4 protein-coding genes are annotated in these 6000 nt (G+C 49.6%); 1 reads left to right on the top strand and 3 read right to left on the bottom strand.

Translation table 11 applies throughout. The features are described from left to right. Positions 1-686: 686 nt before the first annotated feature. Positions 687-1424, bottom strand: a complete 738-nt coding sequence (locus HNR77_RS26450) for an MBL fold metallo-hydrolase (RefSeq protein WP_184190656.1) — start codon at positions 1422-1424, stop codon at positions 687-689. A gap of 143 nt (positions 1425-1567) precedes the next feature. Beyond that, positions 1568-2110, bottom strand: coding sequence for a hypothetical protein (locus HNR77_RS26445; protein ID WP_184190654.1), 543 nt, complete (start codon positions 2108-2110; stop codon positions 1568-1570). Positions 2111-2685: 575 nt separating this feature from the next. Between HNR77_RS26445 and HNR77_RS26440 the strand changes: the two genes are divergently transcribed. Then, positions 2686-3549: an SDR family oxidoreductase gene (locus tag HNR77_RS26440; protein WP_184190652.1), complete on the top strand. Its 864-nt coding sequence runs from the start codon at positions 2686-2688 to the stop codon at positions 3547-3549. 233 nt (positions 3550-3782) lie between these two features. On the opposite strand, the gene thrS is transcribed toward HNR77_RS26440, so the two are convergent. Further along, on the bottom strand, positions 3783-5771 hold the full coding sequence (gene thrS / locus HNR77_RS26435) for a threonine--tRNA ligase (RefSeq protein ID WP_184190650.1): 1989 nt from the start codon (positions 5769-5771) through the stop codon (positions 3783-3785). Positions 5772-6000 lie beyond the last annotated feature (229 nt).

Below are 6000 nucleotides of genomic sequence, written 5' to 3'. Positions count from 1 at the left end.
TCGGCTAAGTCTCCGAGTGTCTTGGTCTGTTCTTGGATGAATTTTACCGTTTGTTTCTTAAATTCTTCATTATACCGTTGCCGTTGTTCTCCCATTGGACACACCTCCGTTAGTCTTATTATCCTTCTGTCCGTTAACGGGTGTCCACTTTTTATTCTAGCTCCACAGGAATCGTTAAAAAATAAAAAGTGGCGAATCAGGCCAAATAAGGCTTCTGGGAATCGTTAGAATTCTGCGGAGGTCGGAGGTCGGAGAGTAAGAGGTGAAGAGCGAGAGTAGAAAGGTCGGAGAGCGAAGGACGAAGAGTGAAGGTCGAAAAGTGGAGGCCGGCGAGTAAAGAGTGAAGGGCAGAGATCGGAGGCCGAAAGGCGAGAAGAAAAAGTACAAGTACGAATGGACAACAGCGAAGGGCCCAAGCGTCAGATACTCTCTCATCGTGCAAAATGAAAACAAAAGCAGCTGCCCTTCGCCAATGTCTGACGTGGGACAGCTTCTTTCAGGTGGGTTAGAACCTAACAGTGAGAAATCGAGCGTTCATCGAGCTCTGGTAAGTGATGATCACGATCTAACATCATTACGATTTAGTCAGCCATCATCATTGCTGGAGTGGTGAGCATAACGATATAGCAGGATCACGCTCTAATGGTCATTAAGCGTGTAATCACTAACCCTTAACCGCGCCATGCTCAAGCTTCTTCGGGATTCTCCGCAAGCTCGGCAATGCGTTTCTCAGGGTTCTGCGTATATTCTCCCCCATGGTAGCAGAGGACTTTATTCAGCTTCAAGCCTGTGAGCTTTTTCAGACCGCGCAGCGCTTCGGGCATGTCGGGTGTTGCTGGTGGTGCGGGGCCGACCAGTTCGTCGTCAACGACACGCAGCTCATCGGCAGCAAGCAGGAATTGCTGCTCGCCAAAATACAAACACAGATGACCTGGTGTATGCCCAGGTGTGTGAATGACTTGTGTCCCGCCTTGCAGCGGCAGGATATCTCCATCGGCTAACGTTCTGCTGATGTTAATCTCAGGCAGCTGCATTAGCAGTTGATCGGCAAGCGCCAGGACAGGGGCGGGCAGCATCGCCCGGCGCTCCGGCGTGAATTTGATCAGAGGCTGTGCACCGGTAATATACGGGATTTCATCCGCATGAGCCCAGACCTCCAGACCTGGAATGGCATCCAGCAGGGCGCCCAGATTACCGATATGGTCCATATCCTGATGAGTCAGGATCACACGTTTGATATCGGAGAGAGATACATTCAGGTTTTCGAGTGTAGCCTCCAGCTCGGCAAATTGACCAATCATGCCTGTGTCAACAAGGGTATAGCCGTCTTCGTCACGAAGCAGGACGGGATGGATCGGGTTCTTGCCTGTTGGTGTTGGAATATGCAGCTGTAACACGGTGATGGATGGGATCGGTTGGTTCATATATTTTTCCGGATATGAATCCGGAACACCTCCTTTAATAAATGTAGTATTTTCAAGATAACGACATGAAGGCTTCATTCATCCTTTACACTTTATTACACCAAGCTTCCTCACTTTATTAAATCAAGCCTTCTCTCATTCATTTATGCCAAGCCTTCATACTTGAGATGTTTCCTGTATTTTTTCACCGCATGCAGAATCCATTCAAACGTCTCTTCCTCATTGCTCCCTTCCTTGACGACAGTTACAAACGAAAAGTTTTCGTGAATCAGCCGGTTCCTGGTCTGGAATGCCTGATGAAGTGCGGTGCTGCATTGCTCTTTGCCCACCTTCAGAACGATATGCTGTTTGCCAAGCTCGGCCTCAAGTATTTCCATGTTAGTGCGTGCCCGGTATGCAGGAGTTTTCATGAGCTGGGTCGAATTAAACCTTTTCTGATACGTACGTTTGTAGAGCTGCAGCAGCATCTGCTCCATAATCGAGCATAATTCCACGGTGAGCGAAGCGTATCTTCTGTTTTTTCGTTTACGGACAAGCTCGCTCGCTTGTTCTTCATCCAGCCATTCGACGTGTTCATATATAGCGGAATCGACATGGTTCAGAATATCGTGATATTCCTGTTCGAGCAGATGGATCTCAAGCTTGGCGAGTTTCTTCACGTGTTTGAATTCCTCTTGGGTCAGCATACGACTTGTCCTCCCATGAATACCGAGATGTGAATGGATAACGATCTGATGATAGGTGTAAAAAAAGATGACCTTAATTATGCTCATTAAGGGATCGCGATAACTCTGGTTCATCAAGAAACCGCTATGATGAAAGCTTTTAAATGGATTCTATGATAGTGGTTGCTATAGATCGTCATAGCTCCGGTACATCCATCAAGGGTTTACTATGATGCTGGTTGTTAAAGAGATAACGATAATGAGTTATATAAGTTGAACTATATTTACACGTAAACGGAGAGGACAGAAAAAACCTGAAAAAGCGGAGCTAAAAGCTTTCTGCAAGAAAGCTGCATCGGAAGCATACGCTTCGCCTTTATCACCGGATTTTCCCCTTTGTAAAGGGAATTGAAAAATCTGGGGATAACCGCTACTCTCCAGGTTATTCTGTCATCGGAGTGGATGGTGTAAAATCTTTAGTTCAACTTATATATTAAAGGATCGCTTTATTATCTCATATTTTGGAACAAAATTCCGCACACGCTTTCGGGGCAAAAACAATTCACAGAACCTCCGGTTCAGAAGGGAAGGACCATATGTCTATTCAGACTGCAATTGTTACGGGAGCCAACTCAGGCATGGGTTTGGTAACTACCATCGAGCTTGCAAGGCAGGGATATCATGTCATTATGGCCTGCCGTAGCGAAAAGAGAGGACAGGAGGCGCTTCAGCAGGCTTTGCGCCAGTCTGGCTCTACCCGGATTGAGCTGATGCTCTGTGATCTCGGTTCGCTGGACAGCATACGCCAGTTTGCCCGCAGCTTCAGCGAGCGGCATAATCAGCTCGATGTGCTGGTGAACAATGCAGGTGTAGTGATGATAAAACGCAAGGAGACATCGGATGGATTCGAGCAGAGCATCGGTATTAACCATCTGGGACATTTTCTGCTCACGTTGCTTCTGATTGAACCGCTGAAGGCAGCGAAGCAGGGGCGCATTGTAAATGTCTCGTCTGGTGCGTATAAAGCCGGAAAAATTCATTTTGATGATCCGCATTTCCACAAAGGATATAACCCGATCAAAGGTTACGCCCAGTCCAAGCTCGCTAACGTATATTTTACCCGTTCGCTTGCCCGCAGGCTTGCGGGAACCTCCGTTACAGCCAATTGCCTGCATCCGGGCGCGGTAGGCACCAGCATCGGGGTAGACCGCAACACCGGATTCGGCACTCGCGTTATGGCTTTTGCAAGCAAGCTTCCCTTTTTCCTGACGCCGGAGGAAGGGGCTCGCACAGCGATCTATCTGGCGACAAGTCCGGATGTCGTCGGAGTGACCGGACGTTACTTCTACCGGCAGAAGGAAGAGCGCCTGAAGAACCACGCCCTGGATGAAACGGCTGCTGAACGGTTATGGACGTGGAGTGAAGAGCAGGTCGGATTGAAACCCGAAGAAAGGCTGTAATCTGACCTGGGATGCGTGATAGTATGCCCCTTGTCATTTGAAAGCAGATTATGCACGTCATCTTCAAGTCCCGCCAGCTCACCACAAGTCCCGCAGCACTATACTCAAGTTATCCCTAATCACCACAAGCCCCGCCGTATCATCTCAAGTCATGCCTGGTCACTACAAGCATACCGGTCATCCCACATGACTCACGTCACGCTGCGCTAACAGTCTGCAAGAAGTCTCTTTGTTTAAGCCTTGTGCTTCACAGTCTGCAGAATCTCCTCAATTAAAGCATCAACACGCTTCATGCCTTGATCCCCCTGACCGTAAGCGCGGACAGAGACAGACGAGGCATGTTTCTCTTGTTCCCCGAGCACCAGTGAATACGGTACCTTCTGCAGCTGGGCCTCGCGAATTTTGTATCCGAGCTTTTCACTGCGCAAATCTGTCTCCACACGTATTCCGGACGCCCGCAGCTGGCTTTGCACCTGAAGTGCATAGTCTGCATAATGATCCGATACGGGGATCAGCTTCACTTGCACAGGAGCAAGCCAGAGCGGGAATGCGCCTGCATAATGCTCTGTAAGAATGCCGATAAAACGGTCGATGGAGCCGTAAATAGCCCGGTGGATCACGACCGGACGATGCCGGAGGCTGTCTTCACCGATGTATGTCAGATCGAATTTTTCGGGCATTTGAAAATCAAGCTGGATTGTTCCGCATTGCCAGCTACGCTTGAGCGCATCGAGAATGTGGAAGTCAATCTTGGGACCGTAGAACGCACCGTCGCCCTCGTTAATGCGGTATTCCACACCACGGGCGTCCAGCACGCTCCGCAGCGCCTGCTCCGCCTGATCCCACAATTCTTCCGAGCCCATGGAATCCTCCGGGCGTGTAGACAGCTCTATTTTATAGTCAAATCCGAAAATGTCATACATCCGTCCTATCAGGGAGATGGCCCGGTTGATCTCTTCTTCAATCTGTTCGGGCATCACATAGAGATGGGCATCGTCCTGACAAAAAGTCCGCACACGCATCATGCCATTCAGGGCACCTGAATATTCATGACGGTGAACCTGACCAAATTCCATCATGCGAATGGGTAATTCGCGATAGGAATGCAGTGTGTTTTTGAAAATCAGCATATGTCCCGGGCAGTTCATCGGTTTCAATGCAAAAGTGGCGTCGTCCACGTCCGCAAAATACATGTTGTCCTTGTAGTGCTCCCAGTGACCGGACTGCTCCCACAGACGGTTGTTCATCATGAGCGGAGTGCGGACCTCCTGATATCCTTCCTGCAGCTGCAGCTCTCGTGAGAACTGTTCCAGCTCTGTACGGACAGTCATGCCTTTGGGCAGATAGAAGGGCATGCCGGGTGCTTCTTCCGAGAACATAAACAGCTCCAGCTCTTTGCCAAGCTTGCGGTGATCCCGTTTTTTCGCTTCTTCGAGCAGATGAAGATGCTGCTCCAGCTGGGCTTTATTCGGAAAAGCAGTGCCGTAGATTCGCTGCATCATTTTGTTGTCCGAATTGCCGCGCCAGTATGCACCTGCCACATTCAGCAGCTTAAATGCCTTGATGCGGCCAGTGGAAGGTAGATGAGGGCCGCGGCACAAGTCGAAAAACTCACCCTGCTCATAGATTGACAGTTCAGCATCCTCCGGCAAATCCCTGATGAGCTCCAGCTTGTAAGGATCCTGAACGGCTTCGAATAACTCCAAAGCTTGCGCCCGGCTAACCACCTTGCGGTGAATCGGAAGATTTTCCTGAATGATCCTGTTCATTTCCCGCTCAATTGCTTCGAGGTCGCTGATGGATAAGGACTGCTCCAGATCCACATCGTAATAAAATCCATCCTCGATGACAGGACCGATGCCCAGCTTCACCTGGTCTGCCCCATACAATCGCTTCAGTGCCTGCGCCAGCACATGAGCTGTGCTGTGACGATACCTGTATATACCTTGCTCGCTGTCCAAAGTCACGATGATCAATTCGCAGCTCTGCTCCAGCTTTTCGCTCAGATCAACATGTCGACCATTCACAATACCGCCGATGGCCTGCTTGCCAAGACTTGTGCTGATCGAAGAGGCAACCTCACCTACAGTAATGCCCTGATTATAAGAGCGGATATCTCCGCCTTGCAGCCGTACTTTGATTAACGCTGCTGGTACTTCAGACTGCGGATTGCCCGGGGATACAGTGTTGTTTTCAAATTTTTGTTTGTTCTCTTGACTCATGTGAACCACTCTCCAATATGTGTGATGGAAGCGCAAAAAACACCCGTCCCGGAAAAGGGACGAGTGCGCTTGGCTCGTGGTTCCACCCTAATTTGGTTATGGTGCAGCCATCCTCGGCCAGCCGCCGGGATTAGAAACATCATAACCCTCATTGGAATCCGTTAACGGGGATCAGGCGGTGAACTCTACTGACCGCTTGGACTGAGGTTTCCCGCGAAGGCGCGGTTAG

Source organism: Paenibacillus sp. JGP012, assembly GCF_014203995.1.
GTDB classification, from domain to species: Bacteria; Bacillota; Bacilli; order Paenibacillales; family Paenibacillaceae; genus Paenibacillus; species Paenibacillus silvae.
Note: the sequence above shows the minus strand (reverse complement) of the source record. Positions and strands in the feature narration are given on the sequence as shown.

Bases quoted from the DNA above. Each gene is read 5' to 3' on its own strand.
- HNR77_RS26450 (WP_184190656.1), bottom strand. From the start codon at position 1,424: ATGAACCAACCGATCCCATCCATCACCGTGTTACAGCTGCATATTCCA.
- HNR77_RS26445 (WP_184190654.1), bottom strand. From the start codon at position 2,110: ATGCTGACCCAAGAGGAATTCAAACACGTGAAGAAACTCGCCAAGCTT.
- thrS (WP_184190650.1), bottom strand. From the start codon at position 5,771: ATGAGTCAAGAGAACAAACAAAAATTTGAAAACAACACTGTATCCCCG.
- HNR77_RS26440 (WP_184190652.1), top strand. From the start codon at position 2,686: ATGTCTATTCAGACTGCAATTGTTACGGGAGCCAACTCAGGCATGGGT.